This is a genomic window from Psychrobacter sp., from assembly GCF_049295055.1.
Taxonomy (GTDB): domain Bacteria; phylum Pseudomonadota; class Gammaproteobacteria; order Pseudomonadales; family Moraxellaceae; genus Psychrobacter.
Map to the genome: position 1 here is coordinate 1 of NZ_JBAQQF010000017.1, position 2623 is coordinate 2623.

Here is a 2623-nt window from a genome sequence, read left to right on the forward strand (position 1 = left end):
TGGCTACTAAAGCTTATTTAAGCATTAATATTACAACTGGATGAGCTTTTTCGGCTGCAAGCGACCATTTAAACTCAGTGCTCCTAGACCAATAAACTGCCCTTGCTCATTTATGAGACGGATATCTACGGGTATTTCATAAGGCAACAAAGCCTCACTATTACCTTCACTATCATCGCCATTTTGTTGAATAACGCTATTTTCATCTTGACTAGGCTGTTGCTCGATGACAGCTGAAATATAACATTGCAAATCGTCGTTTAGCTGCTCGATGACATTTAAACGTTGTCCCATTTGTACACGGGCGCATTGCTCAGCCGTTAATACAAGCTCAGCCTCAATGTTGATGCAAGCATCTACGGGTAATAAATGCGCCTGACGATCTTCTAAAGCTAATGCTTCTAAATCCGCCAAACTAATCGCCGCGTCAATATGAAAGTCACCGACTTGTATACGTCGTAAAGCAGTTAAATGTCCTAATGTACCAAGCATTTTTGCAATATCTTCTGCTAATACGCGTACGTATGTACCCTTAGAGCAAGTCACTGTCAGCTGGATTTGCTTAGCGTCGATTACTTTTAAATTAATTGCTTTAATAACAATATCTCTTGCCGGGCGATCAATCTCAATACCCGCACGCGCATACTCATATAGCTTTTTGCCATCTTTCTTTAACGCAGAATACATCGGTGGAATTTGCTGCTGTGGCCCTAAAAACTGCTGGGCAATTTTTTCTAGCCCTACCGCATCGAAATGTGGAATAAGTTTCTCAGCGACAATCTGTCCATCAGCATCAGCCGTATCAGTCTGACTGCCCAAAAGAATAGTTGCTTGATACGATTTATCGGCATCAAGTTGATAATGACTGAACTTGGTCGCTTCCCCCAAGCAGATAGGCAATAGACCCGTTGCCATGGGATCGAGCGTTCCCGTATGACCGGCTTTTTTACTGTCATGCTTGGGAGATTTAAACAGGTACTTTACCTTTGACACCACTTGTTGTGACGTCATACCTTGAGGTTTATCGACTAAAATCACGCCATTGACTTTTATCTTATCAGTCATCTGTTCAGTCTTCTTAGAGGGTTGCATAGAGGCTTTTGTAGAGACGATCGACATAATAGCTTTTACTCGTTGATTTCTTGCTCATCAGACTCGTTTTGCTCAGTTTTAGTGACCGCTTTACTAATCAAATCCATCATATAGTTACCACGCGCAGTGACTTCATCATAATGGAAACGTAAGCGCGGCGTAGTGCGAGTTTTTAGACTATGGCTAAGCTCAGTACGCAAAAAACCAGCAGCTTTATTAAGGACTTTGATGCTTTCTTCGTGATTTGACATAGTCATAGCATCGTTGAGTTCAGGCTCCATGATGGTGACATAAATATCAGCGTAGCCTAGGTCTGGGCTGACTTTAACACTAGAGATAGTCACAAAACCAGTCAGACGCGGATCATTAACGGCATCACGGATAAGGACAGCGAGCTCACGCTGAATCTGATCAGCTAAGCGTTGTAAACGTTGGTTCATGTTATTACCTTACTTTAATATGACTTATTTTTATTGATTGATACGTTTTTGATTAACAAATTTTAGGACTTCTATTTGCTAAAAAAGGCCTAGCAGGGTGTACCTGTTAGGCCTAAGTACAGCTGAATATTAAGAATTATCAAGCAGCTACTTTAGATAGTACGTGCGAACTCTTGGATTTCAAAGACTTCGATTTTATCGCCAGCTTCGACATCATAACCACGAACTGCTAGACCACATTCCATACCGGTACGTACTTCATTGACGTCTTCTTTATAACGACGTAATGATTGCAGCTGACCAGTAAAGATAACTTGGTCATCACGCAGGACGCGGATAGGTTTGTTACGATAAATCGTACCTTCAACAACCATACAACCTGCTGCGGCGCCAAATTTACTAGAGCGGAACACTTCACGAACGTCTGCAACACCCAAGATTTTCTCGCGATGTTCAGGCGCCAGCATACCACTCATGGCAGCTTTGACATCATCAATCAAGCCATAGATAACGCTGTAGTAGCGAATATCCATATTAGCAGTATCTGCTTTACGGCGTGCGGTTGCATCTGCACGGACGTTGAAGCCTAGTAATACGGCTTCGCTAGATTCTGCTAATGTTACATCAGATTCAGAGATTGGACCAACACCTGAACTAATGACTCTGACCTTAACTTCATCAGTTGATAGCTCGTTTAGTGCTGCTAATAAGGCTTCAAGCGAACCACGAACATCGGTTTTTAGTACGATATTCAAGAATGACACATCGCCTTGTTCCATCTGATCGAACATGCTCTCTAGACGCATGGCGTTCTGACGTTCTAGTTGGCGCTCACGCTCACGATTGCTTCTAAAGTCAGCAACTTCACGGGCTTTTTTCTCGTCAGTTAAGACTAAGAATTCGCTACCTGCAGCTGGTGTTTCAGGTAAACCTAAAATCTCTACTGGAATAGAAGGACCTGCTGACTGAATGCGCTTGCCATGTTCATCGGTCATCGCACGAACTTTACCGTAATGCTCGCCTGCTAATACTAAGTCACCTTGTTTCAAGGTACCTTTTTTAACTAGGACACTAACAACCGGACCGCGACC

The 2623-nt window shown here is 42.8% G+C and carries 3 protein-coding genes; all 3 read right to left on the reverse strand.

The genetic code is table 11. The features are described from left to right. Positions 1-30 precede the first annotated feature (30 nt). On the reverse strand, positions 31-1119 hold the full coding sequence (truB, locus tag WAZ74_RS02815; protein WP_422305584.1) for a tRNA pseudouridine(55) synthase TruB: 1089 nt from the start codon (positions 1117-1119) through the stop codon (positions 31-33). An 8-nt stretch (positions 1120-1127) separates the two neighbouring features. Beyond that, positions 1128-1532 (reverse strand): ribosome-binding factor A, encoded by a 405-nt coding sequence (locus WAZ74_RS02820; RefSeq protein ID WP_422305586.1) that lies wholly within the window; start codon positions 1530-1532, stop codon positions 1128-1130. Between the two features lie 152 nt (positions 1533-1684). Further along, on the reverse strand, positions 1685-2623 hold a 939-nt coding region (locus tag WAZ74_RS02825), incomplete at its 5' end, for a translation initiation factor IF-2 (RefSeq protein WP_422305588.1).

What these genes read in the sequence shown, in the direction of transcription:
- truB (WP_422305584.1), bottom strand. Translation starts at nt 1,119, where the DNA reads ATGTCGATCGTCTCTACAAAAGCCTCTATGCAACCCTCTAAGAAGACT.
- WAZ74_RS02820 (WP_422305586.1), bottom strand. Translation starts at nt 1,532, where the DNA reads ATGAACCAACGTTTACAACGCTTAGCTGATCAGATTCAGCGTGAGCTC.